This is a genomic window from Nonomuraea sp. NPDC052265 (assembly GCF_044547985.1).
In the GTDB taxonomy this organism is placed as follows: Bacteria; Actinomycetota; Actinomycetes; order Streptosporangiales; family Streptosporangiaceae; genus Nonomuraea.
Window position 1 is genome coordinate 377,417 of the sequence record NZ_JBIUBJ010000002.1, and the last position, 19,480, is coordinate 396,896.

At 72.8% G+C, this 19,480-nt stretch carries 15 protein-coding genes and 1 other RNA gene; 7 read left to right on the plus strand and 9 right to left on the minus strand.

Going from position 1 to position 19,480, the window contains the following annotated elements; all coding sequences use genetic code 11:
- Positions 1-28: 28 nt before the first annotated feature.
- The 4 genes from ACIHAD_RS06850 to ACIHAD_RS06865 all read right to left on the minus strand — a co-directional run bounded on the left by ACIHAD_RS06850 (position 29) and on the right by ACIHAD_RS06865 (position 4,245).
- Entirely contained in the window at positions 29-442 is a 414-nt protein-coding gene (locus ACIHAD_RS06850) for an SSI family serine proteinase inhibitor (RefSeq protein WP_397353386.1), read from the minus strand.
- A gap of 178 nt (positions 443-620) precedes the next feature.
- Positions 621-1,682, minus strand: a complete 1,062-nt coding sequence (locus tag ACIHAD_RS06855; protein ID WP_397353387.1) for a M20 family metallopeptidase — start codon at positions 1,680-1,682, stop codon at positions 621-623.
- On the minus strand, positions 1,679-2,707 hold the full coding sequence (locus ACIHAD_RS06860) for a dipeptidase (protein WP_397353388.1): 1,029 nt from the start codon (positions 2,705-2,707) through the stop codon (positions 1,679-1,681). Before ACIHAD_RS06860 ends, ACIHAD_RS06855 begins: the two co-directional genes overlap by 4 nt.
- A gap of 74 nt (positions 2,708-2,781) precedes the next feature.
- Positions 2,782-4,245, minus strand: coding sequence for a flavin-containing monooxygenase (locus tag ACIHAD_RS06865; protein ID WP_397353389.1), 1,464 nt, complete (start codon positions 4,243-4,245; stop codon positions 2,782-2,784).
- 128 nt (positions 4,246-4,373) lie between these two features.
- Between ACIHAD_RS06865 and ACIHAD_RS06870 the strand changes: the two genes are divergently transcribed.
- From ACIHAD_RS06870 to ACIHAD_RS06890, 5 genes are all read left to right on the plus strand, one after another.
- Entirely contained in the window at positions 4,374-5,174 is an 801-nt protein-coding gene (locus tag ACIHAD_RS06870) for a Nif3-like dinuclear metal center hexameric protein (RefSeq protein ID WP_397353390.1), read from the plus strand.
- Between the two features lie 2 nt (positions 5,175-5,176).
- Positions 5,177-5,917 carry a zinc ribbon domain-containing protein gene (locus ACIHAD_RS06875; RefSeq protein WP_397353391.1) on the plus strand — a complete coding sequence of 247 codons (741 nt, stop codon included), beginning with the start codon at positions 5,177-5,179 and terminating at the stop codon, positions 5,915-5,917.
- A complete protein-coding gene (locus ACIHAD_RS06880; RefSeq protein ID WP_397353392.1) occupies positions 5,914-7,152 on the plus strand; it encodes a bifunctional RNase H/acid phosphatase in 1,239 nt (412 codons plus the stop codon). Before ACIHAD_RS06875 ends, ACIHAD_RS06880 begins: the two co-directional genes overlap by 4 nt.
- Positions 7,153-7,296: 144 nt before the next feature.
- Positions 7,297-7,687, plus strand: an RNA gene (gene rnpB / locus ACIHAD_RS06885) — RNase P RNA component class A.
- Between the two features lie 69 nt (positions 7,688-7,756).
- Positions 7,757-7,993 (plus strand): hypothetical protein, encoded by a 237-nt coding sequence (locus ACIHAD_RS06890; protein ID WP_397353393.1) that lies wholly within the window; start codon positions 7,757-7,759, stop codon positions 7,991-7,993.
- Positions 7,994-8,278: 285 nt separating this feature from the next.
- Here the strand turns inward: ACIHAD_RS06890 and ACIHAD_RS06895 are convergent, their stop codons facing one another.
- From ACIHAD_RS06895 to ACIHAD_RS06910, 4 genes are all read right to left on the minus strand, one after another.
- Positions 8,279-9,295, minus strand: coding sequence for an NAD-dependent epimerase/dehydratase family protein (locus tag ACIHAD_RS06895; protein ID WP_397353394.1), 1,017 nt, complete (start codon positions 9,293-9,295; stop codon positions 8,279-8,281).
- A 33-nt stretch (positions 9,296-9,328) separates the two neighbouring features.
- Positions 9,329-11,515 (minus strand): SulP family inorganic anion transporter, encoded by a 2,187-nt coding sequence (locus tag ACIHAD_RS06900; protein WP_397353395.1) that lies wholly within the window; start codon positions 11,513-11,515, stop codon positions 9,329-9,331.
- An 80-nt stretch (positions 11,516-11,595) separates the two neighbouring features.
- Positions 11,596-13,029, minus strand: a complete 1,434-nt coding sequence (locus ACIHAD_RS06905; protein WP_397353396.1) for a hypothetical protein — start codon at positions 13,027-13,029, stop codon at positions 11,596-11,598.
- 199 nt (positions 13,030-13,228) lie between these two features.
- Positions 13,229-13,798, minus strand: coding sequence for a YbhB/YbcL family Raf kinase inhibitor-like protein (locus tag ACIHAD_RS06910; protein ID WP_397353398.1), 570 nt, complete (start codon positions 13,796-13,798; stop codon positions 13,229-13,231).
- Positions 13,799-14,405: 607 nt separating this feature from the next.
- Between ACIHAD_RS06910 and ACIHAD_RS06915 the strand changes: the two genes are divergently transcribed.
- The gene (locus tag ACIHAD_RS06915; RefSeq protein ID WP_397353399.1) at positions 14,406-14,927 is read left to right on the plus strand and encodes a PH domain-containing protein; all 522 of its coding nucleotides are present in this window, start codon (positions 14,406-14,408) and stop codon (positions 14,925-14,927) included.
- A gap of 44 nt (positions 14,928-14,971) precedes the next feature.
- Positions 14,972-16,477 (plus strand): PH domain-containing protein, encoded by a 1,506-nt coding sequence (locus ACIHAD_RS06920; protein ID WP_397353400.1) that lies wholly within the window; start codon positions 14,972-14,974, stop codon positions 16,475-16,477.
- A gap of 221 nt (positions 16,478-16,698) precedes the next feature.
- Here the strand turns inward: ACIHAD_RS06920 and sepH are convergent, their stop codons facing one another.
- Entirely contained in the window at positions 16,699-19,416 is a 2,718-nt protein-coding gene (gene sepH / locus ACIHAD_RS06925) for a septation protein SepH (protein ID WP_397353402.1), read from the minus strand.
- Between the last annotated feature and the right edge of the window lie 64 nt (positions 19,417-19,480).

A 19,480-nucleotide genomic window follows, 5' to 3' on the forward strand; every position in this document is an offset into this window, starting at 1 on the left:
GGACGGGCATGTCAGGGACGGCAGGGGCTCACTTCACGAGCGGCCCGAGCGTGCGCTCCATGACGCAGTCGTTCTCGAACTTCCTGTCGTAGGACGTCGTGCGCCCGTACCAGTGGCCCCTGACGCGGACGGTGACCGGCGCGTAGTTGCGCGGGCACGCGCCCGGGTCGACGTCGAGGTCCTTGATCACGCCGTCGACCTCGTGCAGCTCGGCGCAGGCCGTCCGGGGGCGCGGGTGGGTGCCGCCGTCGGGGTCGCAGGTGAGCCGCATCGAGTACGCGCCGCCGCCGTTGCTCGGCGTGACGGTGATGAACAGCAGCGCGCCCGGCTCGTCGTCGGTGGCGGCGCCGGCCGGGGTCGCCCCGAACGGGACGGCGAGCGCGGCGGCCGCGCAAAGGGCTAGGGCGGCCGTCCTGCGAGCGGCGGTCAGCACGGATGTCATGGGAACCTCCCTGGTCAACGTGCGCCCCGAGAGTGGCGGCGCACGTCAGATGACTACAGGGAGTCACTGTATCGGTACCACTGGTGAAGGAGTGACGGAATGCTGTCTCCGATGACCATCGTGTTGCCGGGCCGGGCCCGGCCGTCCGGCGCGAGGCCGGGACGCGGGCCCGGCCGGCTCAGCGCACCGCTTCGACGAGGGCGCGCAGGAGGGCCGTGCGGCGCGGCATCTCGGCCACCACCACGTGCTCGTGGTCGGCGTGCGCGCCGCCGCCCACCGCCCCCAGCCCGTCGAGCGTCGGGCAGCCGGCCCCCGCGGTGAAGTTCCCGTCGGAGGCGCCGCCCACCGCGGCCGCGGGCAGCGGGCCCACGTCCAGCCGCTCGGCCAGGTCCTGCGCCAGGGCGTAGAGCGAGGCGGACATCGCGGCTTCGAGCGGCGGCCGGTTGGGGCCTCCTTCGACCTCCAGCCGCGTGCCGGGCACCGCCGGGGCCAGTGCCCGCATGGCGGCGTCCACCCGTTGCTGCTCGGCCACCGTGCTCGCCCGCACGTCGACCCCCACCGACGCCTCGGCCGGGACGGTGTTGAGCGTGGTCCCGCCGCGCAGCACGGTGGGGGTGACCGTGGTGTCACCGGCCCCGAGGGCGGCGATGGCCAGGATCTGGTGCGCCAGCTCGACGCCCGCGTTCGCGCCCTTCTCCGGCTCCAGCCCGGCGTGCGCCGCCTTGCCGCGCACCCGCAGCGTGTACATCGACGTGCCCTTGCGGGACGTCTTCAGCGCGCCGCCGTCCGCGCCGGCCTCCATGACGAACGTGGCGGCCAGCCCGCGCGCGGTGTCCGTGATCAGCGGCGCGGACGTGATCGAGCCCAGCTCCTCGTCACCGGTGACCAGCAGCGTGACGCCGTCGAGCGAGTCGAGCCCGGCGAGCGCGTGGAACGTCTGCACCAGCCCGGCCTTCATGTCGAACACGCCCGGCCCGCGCGCCACCCCGTCGACGACCGACCACGGGTGGGTCGCCAGCGTGCCGATCGGCCAGACGGTGTCGTGGTGGCCGAGCAGCAGCACCCGCGGCGTGCCGAACGTCCAGCGCAGATGGGTGACGCCGTCGATCACCAGGAACTCCGGCTGCGCCCCCAGGTGGCGGGCCCCCATCGCGGCCACGACCTTGGCGCTGCGGGCCACGGCCTCCAGGTCGCGCGAGAACGACTCGCACAGGACGAGCTCCTCCAGGTCCTCGATCATGCCAGCCGCTCTCCGAGGAACCGGTGGACGTTCCCTCCGATGATCTTGGTGACGTCCTTCTCCGGCAGGCCGCGGGCGAGCAGCCCCTCGGTCACCATGGGCAGCCCGGCGGGCCCCTCCAGGCCGGGGACCGACGCCTTGGGGTCGAGGTCGCGGGGGTGCAGGTCCTCGCAGCACGGGGGCGTCAGGTCGTCCATGACCTCGCGGATGAAGTCGGGGCCGAGGCCGACGTGGTCGATGCCGGCCACCCCCGCGATGTGCTCGATGTGGTCGAGCAGGCGGTCGAGCGTCATGTCCTCCGTGTGCTCGGCCAGGAAGGGCGCGAAGAAGTTCACGCAGATCACGCCGCCCGTGGCGGCGACCGCGCGGAGCTGGTCGTCGGTGAGGTTGCGGTGGTGGTCGCGCAGCGCGCGGGCCGCGGAGTGGGTCGCCATCACCGGCTTGGTCGCCAGCTCCAGCACGTGGGCCACGCCCGACGCGCCGAGGTGCGAGACGTCGAACACCATGCCCAGGCGCTCCATCTCGCGCAGGGCCTCGACGCCGCGGCTGGTCAGACCGCTGCCGGTGGCGTCCTCGCCGCTGCCGTCGGCCAGCGGCGTACGCCCGAAGTGGGCGATCGAGGCCACCCGCACGCCCAGCCGGTGGACGGTCGAGATCAGCTCCACGCTCTCGTCCAGCCCCGGCATGCTCTCCAGCGCCAGCACCAGGGCGATCTTGCCCTCGTCCAGCGCCGCGTCGATCGCCGCGGCGTCCAGGCAGAGCCGTACGGAGCCGGGGTTGCCCTCCGCGATCACGTGGGCGCACTCGATCATGCGCAGCGTCTGCCGCAGCGAGCCCTCGGGACGGTACTGGTCGTCGATGAAGACCGGCAGGATCTGCAGGTCGACCCCGCCCTCGACGAGCTGGGGCAGCCAACGCTCGCGGAAGAAGGAGGCCCACTGCTGGGGCGGCCGGGCGGAGACCGCCATGAGAAGATCATTGTGGGTGTCGGCCACGACGGCACGCCGATGCAGGGGAAGCGTCATGCGAAGGACGTTACCGCGCGCGCCGACCTGCTCCAATGCACCCCAAGTCCGATTTTCCGCCGTCATCTTGTCCGCTACGCCGAAGACGCGGCCTCCTCGACCGTCCGGTACGCCCCGCGCGGCGGCTTGGCGGTGAGCCGCCGGTAGAGCGTCGTCGGGCCGGGCCAGTTGTTCGTGACCCGCCCCTCGGCCGTCTTGTACCAGCTCCGGCACCCCTCGCCCCACACCATGCGGGCCATGGCCGCGTCGAGCTGCCGGGTCCAGGCGGCCATCGCCTCGGGCCGTACCTCGATCGGCCCCTGCTCGGCCACCCGCGGCAGGCATGCCATGACGTGGTCCACCTGGCACTCGATCATGTAGATGATCGAGTTGTGCCCCAGGTTCGTGTTCGGGCCGTAGAGCAGGAACATGCTGGGGAAGTCGGGCACCGAGATGCCCAGGTAGGCGTACGCGCCGTCGTGCCACCGCGCGGCCAGCGACCGTCCGCCGAGCCCGACGACCTCCATCGGGGCCAGGAACTCCGTGCTCCTGAAGCCGGTCGCGTACACGATCGTGTCGGCCTCGCGCAGGCCCTCGGTGGTCTCCACGCCCTTCGGCCCGATGCGGACGATCGGGTCGGTGACGACCTCGACGTCCGGTCTGGTCAGCGCCGGGTAGAAGGCGCTGTCGATGACGACGCGCTTGCAGCCGGGCGGGTAGTCGGGCGTCAGCTTCGCCCGCAGGACGGGGTCGGGCACCTGGGCGTGCAGGTGGGCCAGGGCGCGCTTCCTCAGCAGGCCGGCGCTCCAGCCCTCGGCCAGGGCCGGGTACAGCGTGGCCTCGGCGTACCGGTAGATCCACTCGCGGTAGGCCCGCTGGAGGCCGGGGACGTAGTGGAAGGCCAACCGGGCGAGCGGGCCGAACGTGGCGTCCGGCTTGGGGATCACCCAGTTGGGCGTGCGCTGGAAGACGTCGAGGTGCGCGGCCCGCTCGGCGACGGGCGGGATGAGCTGGGCCGCCGACGAGCCGCTGCCGATCACGGCGACGCGGCGGCCGGTGAGGTCGTGGTCGTGGTTCCAGCGGGCCGAGTGGAAGGAGACGCCCTCGAAGTCGGACATGCCGGGGATCTCGGGCAGGTGGGGGCGGTTGAGCTGGCCCACGCTCATGACGACCACGTCGAACGCCTCGGTGTGTTCGACGCCGTCGTGGGCGCTGGTCACCTGCCAGCGGCGGCCGTCGAAGACCGCCCGCCGCACTTCTGCCCCGAAGCGGATTTTTCGCCTGACGTCGTATTTATCCGCGCAATGCTCTAGATAGCCGAGGATTTCGGGTTGGGCTGGGTAGCGGCGGGTCCAGCTCGCGTACTTCTCGAACGAGTAGGAGTACAGGTGCGACGGGATGTCGCAGCCCGCTCCCGGATAGCTGTTGTCCCGCCACGTGCCGCCGAGGTCCGCGGCCTTCTCGAAGACCGTGAAGGAGCCGATTCCGGCACGCCGCAGCCGGATCGCCATGCACAGGCCGCCGAAGCCCGCTCCGATGATCGCGACGCTGGGTGCCATGCCGTCCTCCGCGAAGTCAGGATCCACTTACAGTACGCCGAACCGCGTTCTGGCGACACCCTCCGCCACGCCCCGCGCGGGCCTCTCGCAGGCCTCTCGCGGGCCGGTAGTCTGCGCAGGTGGCTGCTGTGACGCTGACTGAGGTGATCGAGGTGCTCGAGGCGGCCTACCCGCCCGCCCGGGCCGAGTCGTGGGACGCGGTGGGGCTGGTCTGCGGCGACCCCGCCCGGCGGGTGCACAAGGTGCTGTTCGCCGTCGATCCGGTCGCCGTCGTGGCCGAGGAGGCCCTTGAATGGGGCGCCGACCTGATCGTCACCCACCACCCGCTCTACCTGCGCGGCACCACGAGCGTGGCCGCGACGACGCCCAAGGGCCGCCTGATCCACCGGCTGATCAAGCACGACGTCGCCCTCTACACCGCCCACACCAACGCCGACACCGCCAATCCCGGCGTTTCCGACGCCCTGGCCAGGGCCGTGGGCCTGACCGGCGACCTCGTACCGCTCCAGCCCTTCCCCGACGACCCCTGGCGCGGCCTGGGCCGCATAGGCGAACTGCCCGAGCCCTCGACGCTGGGGGAGTTCGCCGCGCGGGCCGCCAAGGGCCTGCCGCGCACCTCCGGCGGCCTGCGGGTGGCGGGCGACCTGGCCCGCCCGGTCACGCGCGTCGCGGTCAGCGGCGGCGCGGGCGACTCGCTGCTCGGCACGGCCAGGGCCGCGGGCGTCGACGTGTTCCTCACGGCCGACCTGCGGCACCATCCGGCCAGCGAGTTCGTCGAGTCGGGTGGCCCCGCCCTGATCGACGCCGCCCACTGGGCCACCGAGTGGCCCTGGCTCGACAGCGCGGCGTCCATCCTGCACTCCAGTGGCATTACCGTTGAAACGCGCGTCTCCGCCACGGTCACCGATGCTTGGACAAGAGGATATTGATCATGAAAGCAGCCCCTGAGGCCCAGAAGCGACTGCTCGACCTGGCAGAGCTCGACTCCGTGATCGACCGGCTGGCGCACCGCCGGCGCACCCTGCCCGAGCTGGCCGAGATCGACGAGCAGTCCAAGCGCCTGGCCAGGCTCGTCACCCAGGTCATCGAGGCCGAGACCGAGGCCGGCGACCTCGCGCGCGACCAGTCCAAGGCGGAGAACGACGTCGACGCCGTACGCACCCGCTCCGACCGCGACCAGAAGCGCCTCGACTCCGGCGCCGTGACCTCCCCGCGCGACCTGGCGAGCCTGCAGTCCGAGATCGTCTCGTTGCAGAAGCGCCAGGGCGACCTGGAGGAGATCGTGCTGGAGATCATGGAGCGCAGGGAGGCGGCCGACAGCAAGGTCACCGACCTGGTCGCCCAGCGCGACGAGGTGGCCGCCACCCGCGCCGCCGCCGAAGACCGCCGCGACGCCGCGCTGCAGGAGATCGACAAGGAGGCGGGCGAGGTCCAGGGCCGCCGCACCGCCGTCGCCGGCGAGATCCCCGCCGACCTGCTGAAGCTCTACGACAAGCTCAAGGAGCAGTACGTCGTGGGCGCCGCCATGTTGCGCGGCGGCCGCTGCCAGGGGTGCAAGGTGGCCCTGTCCATCGCCGAGATGAACTCCATCAAGGCCGCCCCCCACGACGAGGTGCTGCGCTGCGAGGAGTGCCGGCGGATCCTGGTCCGCACCCCGGAGTCCGGCCTGTGACGTCGTACGTCATCGAGGCCGACGGCGGCTCGCGCGGCAACCCGGGCCCGGCCGGCTACGGCGCGGTCGTCCGGGACGCCGCCGACGGCCAGGTGCTGGCCGAGGCCGCCGAGGCGATCGGCGTCGCGACCAACAACGTGGCCGAGTACCGGGGGCTGATCGCCGGGCTGACCGCCGTGCTCGGGGTGGGCGGCGAGGGCGCCGAGGTGGCCGTGCGGATGGACTCCAAGCTGGTCATCGAGCAGATGGCCGGCCGCTGGAAGATCAAGAACGAGGGCCTGCGCCCGCTCGCCCTTGAGGCCGGCGCGCTGGCCAGGCGGCTGCGGGTGGTCGAGTGGACCTGGATCCCGCGCGAGCACAACAAGCACGCCGACCGGCTGGCCAACGAGGCCATGGACGCCGCGGCCAAGGGCCTGACCTGGAAGGCGGGCGGCACCCACGACGCCGGCGCGCCTGAGGTACCGGTGCCCGGCACGGCGCCCCGTACGCCGCCGCCGGCGGTCGCCGAGCAGACCGACCTCCTCGACGGGGGCGACATCTCCGCTCTGTCGGCCCCCACGGCCTCCGTGGCCGCCGCCCAGCAGCGCTCCAAGGGCACCGGCTGGGCCCCGCCCACCCGCGTGGCCACCTCGTTGCTGCTGCTCAGGCACGGCGAGACGCCGCTGTCGATCGAACGCAGGTTCTCCGGCCTCGGCGACGCCGAGCTCACCGCCAACGGGCTGGCCCAGGCCGCGGCCGCCGCCGAACGGTTGTCGCGGGAGCCGTACCGGCCGGATGTGATCGTCTCCTCGCCGCTCAAGCGGGCCAGGCAGACGGCCGAGGCCGTGGCGCGGCGTACCGGGCTCGACGTGGGGGTGGACGAAGATCTCAGGGAAGCCGATTTCGGCGCCTGGGAGGGGCACACGTTCACCGAGGTTCAGCGCCAGTGGCCCGCCGAGCTGACCGCCTGGCTCGCCGGCCCCGAGGCCGCGCCGCCCGGCGGCGAGAGCTTCGCCACGGCGGCCCACCGCGTCCAGGCGGCGGGGGAGCGGCTGGTGGAGCGCTACGAGGGCAAGACCGTGCTCGTCGTCTCCCACGTGACGCCGATCAAGATGCTGCTGCGCGAAGCCCTGACCGCGCCCCTGAGCGCGCTCTACCGGATGCACCTCGACCTCGCCTGCCTGTCGCTGATCGAGTACTACGCCGACGGCCCGGCCGTGGTGAAGTCGTTCAACGACACGGCCCACCTGCGTTGAGCGCGGCCGCGCCGGGAGCCGCCAGAACATCCCGGCGCGGCCACTGCTGCCTCCGCCCCCCTCGGGCGGTGACGTGCCCATTCCACCCAATCGATCTTGCGACTCGGTTGGGAACGGCTTGAGGTTTGATAACCTCCCTGAAGACGAGTCGGCCGGGCGGCCGCGTCGGGCCTTCGGGCCCGCCGAGGAAGGTCCGGGCTCCACAGGGCAGGGTGGTCGGTAACGCCGACCCGGGGTGACCCGCGGGACAGTGCCACAGAAAGCAGACCGCCTCCCGCCTCGGTGGGGGGTGAGGGTGAAAGGGTGGTGTAAGAGACCACCAGCGCCCACGGTGACGTGGGCGGCTAGGTAAACCCCACCCGGAGCAAGGTCAAGAAGGGACGCTCTCCGGAGCGTTCCGCGCGCGACGTTCGAGGGCTGCCCGCCCGAGCCGCGCGGGTAGACCGCTTGAGGCCGCCGGCAACGGCGGCCCTAGATGGATGGTCGCCCCTTCGTTCGCGAAGGACAGAACCCGGCCTACAGGCCGGCTCGTCTCTCACCTCCCAGTTCCTGGGCCTCCCGGCCGTGCACGATCAGGGCGTACAGGACCAGCACGTCCACCGCGATGACCGCGAGCGACCACCACGGGTTGACCGCGATCCAGGTGAGTTGCGTCATCGCGTTGATCATGACGAGGACCACCGCCACGATGCGCGCCCAGGTCTGCCCCACGGTCACCGCGATACCGGTCAGGAGCAGGACGATCCCGAACAACAGGTGGATCCAGCCCCAGGTGCCGATGTTGAAGAACAGCAGGCGCGATGGTGTGCGGACGAACAGCCCGCTGTTGATCACCGCGTAGAGGCCGGTGATGATGTTGAACACCCCGGCCATGATCATGAGCATGCCGGCGAACCATACCCAGCCCACCCAGCCCGTGACGGGCCTGCTCTGGTACGTCATCGTCGAACCCTCCCCCGTGAGTTCACGTATACCGGCAGTCACCTGCCCGACGGGTTGCGCTGTATGCGTCTCCCGGGCCACCACCTTTCGGCCCGCCTGTACTCGGCCCGTCTGCGTTCGGCTCCCTCCGCGTCTGGGGCGGTGCCCCCGGGGGACGCGGAGGGGCCGGGCAGTTGGTCGCGGGTCAGGAAGAGCGGGTGTCCCAGGCGGCGAGGATGGTGGCTTCCTTTTCCGGGGCCATCCCGTGGGCCGTCCTGCGGCCGTACGAACGCTGCTCCTCCGGGATCTCGCGCAGCCACGCCCACGTGTCACGTACGGTCTCCGCGACCGGACGCGCCCGCAGCCCCGCAGCCTCGGCCTTGCCCGTCGGCACGCTCCAGAAGTGGTCGATCTCCTCCGACGCCGGCCCGCCCCACAGCGGCAGCTCCACGAACGTCCCGGCCCCCTGCGCCACCAGGAACTCCGCGTCCATCCACACGAACTCGGCGTCGGACCCGGTGACCTGCCTGCACAGCTCCAGCCACTCGCCGTAGGTGGTGTTGCCCGCCGGGCCGGTCACCGCGAACCGGTCGGCGACGCCCCGCTCGGCCTGGTCGAGGGTGAAGATCGCCACATCGCGGGCATCGACGAGCTGCATCGGCGTGCCGGGATCGCCCGGCGCCAGCACCCGGCCGCCCCGCGAGATGCGGGTCAGCCACCAGGGCAGTCGGGCCACGTTCTCGTACGGCCCGAGGATCAGCCCCGGCTGGATGATCAGCGCGTTGCCGTCGAAGCCCTGCTCGACCGCCCGCTCGCACCCGGCCTTCAGCACGCCGTAGTCACCGTCGTCGGGACCGGCGTCGGGCTCGCACGGCCATCCGGGGGTGTCCTCGGTCGCGGCCTTGGCCGGGAACCCGTCGAGGGCCGAGACGCTGGAGATGAACGCGTACGTCGCCGCCCGGCCCGACAGCGCCCGCACCGACTCGCCCACCACCCGCGGCACATATCCGGACGTGTCCACCACGAAGTCCCACGACCGCCCGTCGGTCAGCCGCTCCAGGTCGGCGACGGACTCGCGGTCGCCACGCACGGTCTCGACGCCCGGCACGTCGTCGCCGCTCAGCCCTCTGTTGAACGTCGTGACCTCATGGCCACGCGCCAACGCCTCCTCCGCGATGGCGCGCCCCAGGAACCCCGTGCCGCCGATGAGCAAAATATTCATGAACCCATCTTCGGCGCCCGCCGGGGCGCGGGCTCACAACTTCACGGAGAGCGAAGACCGCAGCGGCGGCACCAGGTGCACCCGCGCCGACCCGATGTCGAAGTACAGGCCCACCAGCTCCAGCTTGCCCGCCCTGACCTGCTCGTCCACCTTCCGGTAGGTTCGCAGGTTCTCCAGCTGCTGCTGCACGTTCACCCGGCACAGCACGTCGAGGGCCCCCTTGTGCAGCCGGTCGCCCTCGGTCTCGATGAACCTGGCCAGGCTGTGGTTCCCGTGCCGCAGCCACCGCCGCAGCCCCGGCAGGCTGCCCGCCTGCACCCCCGCGCTGAGCACCCCGGCCATCGCCCCGCACCCCGAATGCCCGCACACGGTGATCGTGCGTACGCCGAGCACCTGCGTGGCGTACTCGATCGCGGCCACGACCGAGTCGTCGTGCGGCTCGGAGCCGCGGCGCGGCACCAGGTTGCCGATGTTGCGCACGGTGAACAGGTCGCCGGGGCCGCTCGCCGTGATCAGACCGGGCACGATCCTGGAGTCGGCGCACGTGATGAACAGGTGGGTCGGCTGTTGCTTGCGCGCCAGCTCGGTGAAGATCGGCCGCACCGGCGGAACCGTCCGGCGGTGGAGGTCGTGCGACGCGCCGGTGCAGGTCGCGGGGGTCGAGCCGCCGTCGTCCGGGATGGTACGACGTTCCGGACGCGTCCGCTGCGTCCATGGCACCCACCGCCGGTCGGGCGACCTTCCGGTACGGGTGCCGCGGGCCGCCAGCGCGTACCACTCGTCGTACGGCTCGTCGATGTCGACCGTGCCGCCCGTCCGCTCGTGGTCCAGCCGCCAGGAGTGGACGGCCTCGAAAGCCGCGTTGTCCATGAAGTCGATGGTCAGATCGAGGTCGACCGGCGTACCAGCGGCGATCGACCGCAGCTCGTGCGTGAGCCTGGGCACGCCGAGGAACGTCAGCGAGCCGCTGACCGTCACGTGCAGCCGGCCGTCCTGCTCCTCGCGCCTGCGTACGTTCACCCAGGTCAGCCGGCGCAGCGCGAGCAGCGCGGCCAGCGCCAGCCCGGCCAGCACCCCCTCGGCCAGGCCCAGCACGAGCACGGACACCACCGTCACCACGTAGACCGGCACCGCGCCGTGCCCCCGGTCCTTCCTGACGCGCGCGAGGCCCACCATCCGCACGCCGGTGAACACCAGCAGCGCGGCCAGCGCCTCCAGCGGGATCAGCCGGACCATCCAGCCGAACCCCACCGCGAACACCAGCACCCACACCCCGTGCAGGATCGACGCCGACCGGGTGCGCCCGCCCGCCCGCACGTTCGCCTCCGTACGCACGATTCCGCCGGCGACCGGCAGGCCGCCCAGCGCGCCCGACACCATGTTGGCCACGCCCTGTCCGGTCAGCTCCTGGTCGAGGTCGGCGCGGCGGCCGGGGTGCGTCCCGTCGGCGGCGGCCGAGCCCAGCAGCGACTCGACGCTGCCCAGCATCGCCACGAGCAGCACCGCGCCCACGATCGTGTGCCAGTCGGCGGACGGCAGCACGGGGAAGCCCCACCCGGAGAAGCTGCCGGCCAGGTCGACGCGGGTGACGTCCCAGCCGGACAGCCAGGCGACGCCCGCCGCGGCCGGCAGCGCGACCAGCGGCGCCGGCACCGCCCTGACCCGCCCGGGCAGCCGCGTCCACAACGCGAGCACCACGATCGTGAACAGGCCCAGCGCGACCTTGTGCCCGTGGAGACCGGCGATCTGCCCGGGCAGGTCGGCCAGGTTGGCCAAAACCGAGAGCTGAGGCTGCCCGCCGAGGAGCACGTGCAGCTGGGAGAGCGCGAGGATCACGCCGACGGCGGCCAGCAGACCGCGGACGACCGCGGGGGAGAGAGCCGGCACCGCCCTGGCGGCCTTGACCACGCCGAGCACGAGCTGCACGACCCCCGCCAGCAACGTGATCATGCACGTGGCCCGCCAGCCGTGGATCCGCACCAGCTCCACGACCACCACGGACAACCCGGCCGCGGGCCCGCTCACCTGGACGGCCGACCCGCCCAGCGAGCCGGCCACGAGCCCGCCCACGACGGCGGCGATGAGCCCGGCGGCCGGCGGGGCGCCCGAGGCCGTCGCGATGCCCAGGGAGAACGGGACTGCGACGAGGAAGACCACGAGCGAAGCGGGTAGATCATGCCGTAGCGTACGCAACCAGCTACTGAGGGTATCGCCGATCATGCCGGAAACCCTAGTGGTGCGCCACCCCCGCTTCAGGGGGTCGTCGCGGGGGTTTTACTCATTCGGTAAGAGGCCGGAGATCAGCGGTAGTAGTCGTTGTAGTCCTGCTCGGGAGCCCGGCGGCGACCGCCGCCCTTGTCGCCCTGGGCGGGAGCGGCCGAGCCCTGCGACTGCCCGCCGTACGTCGGCCAGTTCGCCGTGCCGGAGGGCGGCTCGGGCCAGGCGGGGCCGGGCCCGGCGGCGAAGTCGCCGGTCTCGTACGCGGCCGAGGAGGGCTGGGGCGTCGCCGGAGGAGCCGACAGGACGTCGTCGTAGGCCGAGACCGCGCGGGCGGGGATGGTCGGGGTGCCGGTGGCCGGAGAGGGGCCCGTGATCGGCGCGCCGGCGTCGTCGGCCACGGCCCAGCCGGGGCGCACCTCGTACGACGCCGGGAAGGCGGCGGCCGGGGAACCGGTGGCCGCGGGCTGCTCGACGAAGGCGGGCCAGGAGCTCGCCGGGCCGCCGTAGGAGGTGGGGGAGGGGTCGTCGAGGATGTCGGGCGAGGCGGCGGGCCAGGAGCCGGAGGTGGCCGCGGCGGGCGTGCCCGTCCAGGTCGTCTCAAGAGGGTCGGCCACGTTGCCGGCCGCGTTGGTGTAGGCGGGGAACGGGTCGCTGGTCGGCGCGCCGTGGATGGGCGTGACCGGGGCGACAGGGAAGGACCCGCTGGAGGTGACGCCGGAGTAGCCCCCGCCGGCTGTCGCCGGGTAGGAGGGGGAGGCGGGGTACGAGCCGCTGCCGCCCGCGGCAGGGACGGCCGGGTGAGCGCCGCTCGCGGGCAGCGCCTCGGGACGCGAGGCCGGCACGACCGGCTGGGCGCCCCCGCCGAGAAGGCTCAGCACGTCGGGCGTCGGCGCCGCGAACGTCACCGTGCGCTGGTCGGCCATGTCGGACGCGGAGGGAACCGGTCGCCTGGCGGGCTCCACCAGGTCGGCGAGGTTGGCCGCGGCGGCGGGCTGGCGCTGGGGGAGAGGGGCCTGGACGGTCGCGGCGTTGGGGTCGGCGGCGGCGGCCACGGGCTGAGGCTTCGCGGGACGCTCACGGCGCTCGGCCGGACGTTCACGGCGCTCGGCGGGCTGCTCACGCTCGACGGGACGCGCGGCGCCCTTCCTGGCCGCCACGGTGCCACCGGCGCCGAAGCCGCCCTCCTCGGCGTCGCTGCGGATGTTCGCCCAGAACTCCTCGTCCTCGTTGTCGGTGGTGGGGTTGCCCCACTCGTCGACGCCACGCCTGCCACGCTGGCCGGTGCGGACGGGTTTCTGCTTCACCTCGTCGATGGGGGAGAAGTCAGGGCTGAAATTGGCCATCCGTGGTTCGTGCGCGGCGAACTCGTCGGTGGACCGGGCGTGCGTCATCTCCTCCTTCTCGGCCATCTCCTTCAGCCGTTCCGGAGGGAGAGAGCTCTCCCGGCGGTTCATGGAACGCATGCCCAGTGCCACGACGACGAGCACGAGGAGCACGACAGCGACCAAGCTCACGACGACCGCGATCATTGCACCACCCTCAAAGCCATGGCCTCCCTTTGGCATCGGTGAGATCGCGCGGCCATCGACACGATCTGCCCCCTTTGATCACCAATGCCTAACAATTGGATCTGATTCTGTCGGACCACTATGAGAGTTGTCACACCCTACGTAAAGAATTGGTCCATCCGGTCTACCTGCGGTGATCGATCTGTCACTGGATGTTCACCGCCGTCAGCCGGCCCCGGGCGATCGTGTGGTCGGCGATCTCCTTCAGAATTTCGGGGAGCCCGCCCTCTTTGGCCACGACCTTGTCGCTCAGGGTGTAGACGGTGAACCGGTAGCTGCCCGGGGTGTTGCAGGGCGGTTCGTAGCCCGCCTTACCACTGGTGACCTTGGCCTGGCCGGAGCCCTCAGGCGGACTCTCGGCGGCACCCGGCCCCAGCTCGGTCGTGGTCGCCGGGATGTTGTAGAGCACCCAGTGCACGGCCGATTCGGAGGGAGTATGGGAATCGACCACGATCGCGATCGACTTGGCCTTCGGCAAGGGTTCGCTGGACCAGCGCAGCGGCGGGCTGCCCTGGCGGCCCCGGCAGGAGAACTCGCTCGGCAGCGGCATGCCGTCGTGCAACTCCGGGCTCGAGACGTTGATCTCCGCGATCTCCTTGGCTTGCGATCTTCCGATGCCCAGGGCGGCGCAACCTGACAGGGTGAGCGCGAAAACCACCACTGTCACACTGACAGCGGCCCGCCTCACACGTGATGCCGTGTTACACAGCCCCATGCCGGATGATGCTACGCGGCTCTCGGCGGTGCGCAGACCGTTTCCCGATGGTCGGTCGTCGGTAAAGGAGCCGAAACCGGTCAGAATGCGGGGATCTTGGGGGTGAAGTTGGCCACAGCGACGTCGTCGGCCGGGATGCGGGGCCGGTGTTCCCATGACCTTCCTGGCCTGCCCGTTCCCCGCGGCGCGCGGCGGAGGCCCGGCGGGCGAGCGGGAAGGACAAAACGGGCATGGTTTCGGTCGGCGTCCGGCAGGCAAAATTCAGGTGCGCCGGAAGAGGCGGGTGTGCCATGCGGGGGAACGGCGGCTGCCACGCTTCGTGAGGGCGTTTCGCGCGTGGTGCGGTAACGCGCCGCCGGGCCTGGATGGCACGAACGTGGCGCCGCCGACGTGGCCAAGCTCGACAGCCTGCGGCCGGCCGCCACCGAGCATGCACCTCCGGCGCCCGGCCGTCCGCCCGACACGCCGCCACAGCCGCCGGATCTTTACCCACCGTCGAGTGAACGCGCTCCGCCTTCACCCCCCCGGCCGCTGGGCGAGGTGCGCCTTCACCCGCCGGGGGGCGTAGTCAGATCGGCTTTCGGGTTGCGCGCCCTAAGCTGGTGTTGTGACGTCAAAAGCCCCACTGCGTGACCCCGCGCACCGCGTCTCGCCCAAAGCCCGCCGCCTGTGGTTGCTGCAGGCGGCGATCGCGTTCGTGTTCTTCGTGGGCGGTTCGGTCGTGGTGGCCGGGTGGGTGGGCGGCAGCGGGTGGTCGTGGGTGCCGTCCTGGTTCGCCGCGCACTCCTGGCTGCTGCCGCTGGTCGTCGGGGTGGTGCTGACGCCGTTCCTCGCGGCGGAGCCGTTCATCCGGTACGCCGTGCACCGTTGGGAGCTGTCGGGCGACGTCGTCTACGCCAGGTCGGGGTTCCTGACCAGGGAGTGGGTGTTCGTGCCGGTGAGCCGCATCCAGACGGTCGACAAGGGCCAGGGCTGGATGGAACGGCTGCTGGGCCTGGCCACGCTGGAGATCCGCACCGCCTCCCACGCCGGCTCCTCCACGATCAAGGGTCTCGACTTCGAGGTGGCGGCCGGCCTCGCCGAACGGCTCGCCCACCGCGCCGAAGAGCTCAGGGACGACGCCACGTGACCCAGCCGCCGCCACCGCCGTCACTGCCGTCCCCGCCCCCACCGATGCCGCCTCCGCCCTCCGCGCCGCGGCGGCTGAGCACCAAGGTGCTGCTCATCGATCCGGTACGCATGCTGCCCTCGCTGCTGCTGCCCCTGGTCGGCGTGCTGTTCGTGGGCGGTTTCTCGGCCAGGTCCTATGCGTGGGCGGCGTTCGGGGTCATCGGCACCGTCGTGTTCGCGGTCATCCGCTGGGCCACCTTCACGTACGAGATCGTCGGCGACCGCCTGGAGACCAAGCGCTCGCTGATCAGCCGCTCGATCCGGACCATCCCGCTGGAGCGGGTGCGCGGCGTGGACGTGTCCACGCCGCCCATGCACCGCATACTCGGCCTCGCCGTGCTCAAGGTCGACACGGGCGCGAGCGGCGACGACGAGGAGGCCGCGCTCGACGGCGTCACCCTGGGCGAGGCCGAACGCCTCAAGGCGGTGCTGCTGCGCCGTGCCGTCCAGGTCAGGGCCGCCGAGCACATCCCCGGGCCCGGTCCGGCCCGCGTCGACCGGCCGATCATCGCCGTCCCGCGCCGGTGGCTCCTGTACGGGCCTTTGTCCGGGGCGTACCTGCTCACGCCGTTCGCGCTCGCCGGCGGCGCGGTGGGGCTGGCCTTCCAGTGGGGCGACGACCTGGGCTTCGGCCAGGACGCCGCCTGGAGCGCGGGCGAGTGGCTGTGGGGGCACCCCTACCTGCTGCTCGTCGTGGCGTTGCTGCTGGTCGTGGCCATGCCGTTCGTCGGCGGCGTCATGTACGCGGTGTTCAACTGGGACTTCAGGCTCACCCGCCGCGACGGCTACCTCGTGGCCGAGCGCGGGCTGATCAACCGGCGCAGCGTGTCGCTGGAGTCCCGCCGGGTGCGCGGCTACGAGATCGTCGACGGTCTGGCCGAACGCCTGGCCGGGGTCGTCCGCGTCTGGGCGATCGTGACCGGGCTCGGCGACTCCGAGACGCGCGGGCAACTCCTGCCCGACGTGCCGCGCCAGGTGGCCGTCAACGTCACCGCCGACGCGGTCGGCCCCTTCCGCTCCACCCTGCGCCCCCATCCGCCCGTCGCCCGCAACCGCCGTCTGTTCCGGGCGGTCTTCCCCTGGCTCCTCCTGGCCGCGCTGAGCGCCGCCGGGGCGTGGGCCACAGGAATGATGCTCTGGTGGGTCCTGACGGTCCTGGCGTTGCTCCTGGCGGGCGCTGGGGTGTTCCTGGGCCTCGACCGGTACGCCTCCCTGGGCCACGGCTACGACGGGGCCCGGCTGGTGGTCCGGTCGGGCTCGCTGCGCCGCGCCGAGGCGGTGGTCGAACGCCGGGCCGTGGTGGGCTGGCGGCTGCGCCAGACCTGGTTCCAGCGACGGGCCGGCGTGCTGACGCTGATCGCCGGGGTCGGGGCGGGGAAGGGCGGCTACCACGCGCTGGACGTCTCGGAGGCTCAGGGGGCCGCGTTCCCTGCCGAGGTGACGCCGGAGTGGCTGGCCCCGTTCATGCAGCCCCAGGCGCCGGCCCGCACCTTCCCGCCACAACACTGAACGCCTCCGCCCGGCCCCCGGGCAGCCGGTTCCGCGCAAGGCGGCGACACCCGCGCCGGGTTCCGGCGGCCGATCTCTCCGCGGCGGCTCCTTGAAGGGCGTCGTTCACGAGCTCGGCCCGGCCGGCACCGCGTCCCTGAACGACCGAGGCCGCGCCCTCCGGCTGAGGTGGGCGCGGCCTTTGTCGATGATCGCGGATGGTGCCCCTGATCGGGCGAGGGTCAGTCCTGGCGGCGGGCGCCGAACATGATCTCGTCCCACGTCGGCACGGAGGCGCGGCGGCCTCGCGCACCCTTGCGCGCCTGACGCGCGGCCGGAGCGGGCGGCGGAGAGGGCACCGGGACGTCCTCCTTGCCCGGTCCCTTGCTGCCGTCCTTGGCGTCGTCCTTGCCGGGACGCGCGGCCGGGACCGGCGGAATGCCCTTGGGCGGGCCGGGCTTGGGCTTGGGCGCGGGCGCCTTCCTCTCGGCCACCTCTGCCTTCTCTGCCACCTCTTCGGACGCCTCCGCCACGGCGGCACCCTCGGCGTCCGGAGCCTCCGGTGCCGTGGCCGGGCTCTCCTGCTCCGCGTCCTCGGACTCCGCCGCGCCCTGTTCGGCCGGCGACGGCGCGGCCGAGGACTGCTGCGAGGCGGCCGTGGGCGCCTCGTCGTGTGACGTGTCCTGCGAGGTGGCCGTGGGCGTCTCGTCGGCCGATGTGTCCGGGGTGGCCGCTGTCGGCGTTTCGTCGGCCGGTGCGTCCTGTGAGGTGGTGGCGGGCATCTCGGCGGTCGACGCGTCCTGGGCGGTTGCCGTGGTGGCGGGCGGTGCGGTGGCCGGGGCCGTGTCAGCGGTGGGCTGCGCTGCGGTTGCCGCATCCTCCGGCCCGGCGGTCACGGTCGCCGCGTTGTCCGGCCCGGCGGTTGCGGGCGGGACGTCCTGCGGCCCGGCGGTTGCGGGCGCAGGGGACGCGGGCGTCGTGGTCGCGGCCTCCGAGGTGGTCGGGGCGCTTGACGTCGCGTCCGGCGTGGTCGCCTGCCGGGCCGCCTGCGTGGTGGCGGGCTTCTCGGTCGTGGTGGCTGCGGCGTCGGTCGTGGCGGGCTTCGTGTCGTCAGCGGTGGCGGTGCTGGTGGCCTCGGGCGTCGCGGGCGCGGTGGAGTCGCTTGCCTCGGGCTCGACGGTCTGCGCACTGCCGCTCTCGGAGCCGGCCGGCGCGGTGTCGGGCTTCGGGACTTCCGTGGCGGTGGAGGCCTCCGGCTGGACGGTGGAGGCGGCCGGGGGCTCTGGCTGGGCTGCCGAGGTGGCGGCGGGCTCCGGCTGAGTGGGCGTAGAGGTGGAGGTGGCAGGCCGGGCCGGGTCCGAGACCGGAGCTTCGGACCGGGCGGTGGGCTCGCCGACCGCCGTCGACGAGGACGCCTGCTCCGCCGCCCGCGCCGCCGCGCCGTCATCATCGGCCGACGTCGCGACAACGTCAGGAGCGCCCGACGTCGCCGGGGCGTCAACAGCCGACGACGTCGCCGGGACCTCGGGGGCGGGCGCCGGCGCGGACGCCGCCTGCTGACCGAGAGGCTGCGGTGTCGCGGGCTGCTGCGTCCCAGACTCCGGAGCGGCGGACGACTGCGTACCGGGCTCCGGAGTGGCGGACGACTGCGTACCGGGCTCCGGGGTGGCAGGTGACTGCGTGCGGAGCTCGGGTGTCGCGGGCGGCTGAGTGGGTGCGGCGGGCTCGGTGGGCGCCGGGTGGGAGGTGAGCGGGCGGGAGGCCGGTGTGGCGGGCGCGTAGATGGAGTCGTCGCGCTCGCCGGAGCGGCCGGCGCCGAAGTCGGGCAGCCACGGTGACGTCCCGGCGCGGCGGGAGGAGGCGTCGGTGGAGCGGCCGAAGCCGGTCTCGCGCCCTGCGGTCTCCCCACGGCGGCCCTCGGCGCGGCTGTCCTCGCCGCGGAACCCTTGGTCGCGGGTGTCGTCGCCGCGGAGTGCGTCGGTGTGGGAGGGGTCGGGGCGGTGCGCGTCCCCTCGGGAGGGGGTGCGGAAGCCGTCGGCGTGAGACGGGTCGGGGTGGAAGCCCTCGCCCCGGAAGGGGGCGCGGGTGTCGGGCAGGGACGAAGAGGTGTCCGACGCGGTCTCCCGGGACGGGGACGGCCGGTCGAACGGCACGTCGCGTCCGGGCACGTCACGCCCTGACAGGTCCGGGCCGCGGCCGTGTCCGCCGGTGTCGGCGGACCTGGGCGGCGGGGTGTAGCCGACGGCCGGCTCCTCCGGCTCGCGGCGTACGACCGACGGGAAGGGCAGCGGGTCGGAGGCGAGCGGCGGCACCGGCTGCAGCTTGGCCACCCGCGGCGCGAACGGCGTGACCGTGGTGTCCTCCACCACGGCGGGCTCGGGATCGAAGTCGGCGGACGACAGGCGCATGGCCTCGTCGTCGTGCGGGGAGACGTGGCGCTTGCGCGGGTCGAAGAGCCATTCGGCGTGGCGCGTGTGACCGTTCCAGACGTAGCCGAGCTTGACCCGCCACAGGCCGTCGTCGCGCTTGGCCGAATCCCAGTCGATCTCGTCGGTGGGCACGCCGCGCCTGGTCAGCCGCTCGGCCACCAGCTCGCCGAGGGTGGGACCGGGCGCGGTCTCCCCGGGCATGCGGACGGCGACGCGTTGCGCCTGCTGGGCGACGTACTCCCGCTCCTGCAGCACCGGGCCCTCGAACCAGCGGACTCGTTCGACCGGGATCCCGGCGGTCGCGGCGATTTCTTCCGCTGTCTCTCCGGCGCGGATGCGTGCCTGGATCTCCTTGGGGCGCAACGGGCTCTCCACTTCGATCTCGTACTGGCCGAGACGGGAGAAGTTGCCGCGGACGGCAGCACGGAGCCGGTCGTCCACGGGAAGGGTGAAGCGCGTACCCCGCCCGGCAGTAGCCAGCACGAGATAGGTGCCGTCCTCACTCACCGCGACGAGTCGGAGCTCCTGCATGCGAGTCCCTTCGTCAGCGTCGCCATTCTTCCCCCGGACCCTTGAGTCTCTCGCGTGTGCCGGT

Coding starts and splice junctions, on each gene's coding strand:
- ACIHAD_RS06855 (WP_397353387.1), bottom strand. CDS start 1,682: ATGATCGAGGACCTGGAGGAGCTCGTCCTGTGCGAGTCGTTCTCGCGC.
- ACIHAD_RS06890 (WP_397353393.1), top strand. CDS start 7,757: ATGACCGCGAGCGACCACCACGGGTTGACCGCGATCCAGGTGAGTTGC.
- ACIHAD_RS06895 (WP_397353394.1), bottom strand. CDS start 9,295: ATGAATATTTTGCTCATCGGCGGCACGGGGTTCCTGGGGCGCGCCATC.
- ACIHAD_RS06850 (WP_397353386.1), bottom strand. CDS start 442: ATGACATCCGTGCTGACCGCCGCTCGCAGGACGGCCGCCCTAGCCCTT.
- ACIHAD_RS06900 (WP_397353395.1), bottom strand. CDS start 11,515: ATGATCGGCGATACCCTCAGTAGCTGGTTGCGTACGCTACGGCATGAT.
- ACIHAD_RS06875 (WP_397353391.1), top strand. CDS start 5,177: ATGAAAGCAGCCCCTGAGGCCCAGAAGCGACTGCTCGACCTGGCAGAG.
- ACIHAD_RS06910 (WP_397353398.1), bottom strand. CDS start 13,798: ATGGGGCTGTGTAACACGGCATCACGTGTGAGGCGGGCCGCTGTCAGT.
- ACIHAD_RS06920 (WP_397353400.1), top strand. CDS start 14,972: ATGCCGCCTCCGCCCTCCGCGCCGCGGCGGCTGAGCACCAAGGTGCTG.
- ACIHAD_RS06860 (WP_397353388.1), bottom strand. CDS start 2,707: ATGACGCTTCCCCTGCATCGGCGTGCCGTCGTGGCCGACACCCACAAT.
- ACIHAD_RS06865 (WP_397353389.1), bottom strand. CDS start 4,245: ATGGCACCCAGCGTCGCGATCATCGGAGCGGGCTTCGGCGGCCTGTGC.
- sepH (WP_397353402.1), bottom strand. CDS start 19,416: ATGCAGGAGCTCCGACTCGTCGCGGTGAGTGAGGACGGCACCTATCTC.